This is a genomic window from Pseudomonas sp. 2822-17 (assembly GCF_002742485.1).
GTDB lineage: Bacteria > Pseudomonadota > Gammaproteobacteria > Pseudomonadales > Pseudomonadaceae > Aquipseudomonas > Aquipseudomonas cyclaminis.
The window spans coordinates 1-348 of record NZ_LJRZ01000486.1; the positions used below are offsets into that span (position 1 = coordinate 1).

Consider the following 348-nt stretch of genomic DNA (forward strand, 5'->3'; position numbering starts at 1 on the left):
GTTATCTTCCGACCTTATTTTTCCTGTCCCATAAAGTTTTTCACCAAGCACTTTGCAGTCCCTTTCGCGGAAGCAAAAGCAGCATCTTTTACGTTCATATAACCGATGTTGTCTAAAACAGCAAGTAGTCGCTCTAAGTTATTAAACGGAAGTTGATCATTAAGTAGCCATTGTTTCTTCAACTCACCGTCTTTATTTGCAACTTCAGTTTCTATATAACAAGATAAAACAAACGGTCGTAATTTCTCCTTTGTAGCTTGTGAAGTTAATTCTTCTAGTTGCATCACATCGAGCTTAGGAGGGAGCTGGGCAATGAGTGTTTCCAGTTCTGCGTTGTTAATTCTACTC

General features: G+C 38.8%; 1 protein-coding gene. It reads right to left on the reverse strand.

Annotated features, from left to right (window positions below):
* Positions 1 to 14: 14 nt before the first annotated feature.
* The coding region (locus tag AOA60_RS32710; protein ID WP_158235041.1) for a hypothetical protein at positions 15 to 348 on the reverse strand (334 nt) is incomplete at its 5' end.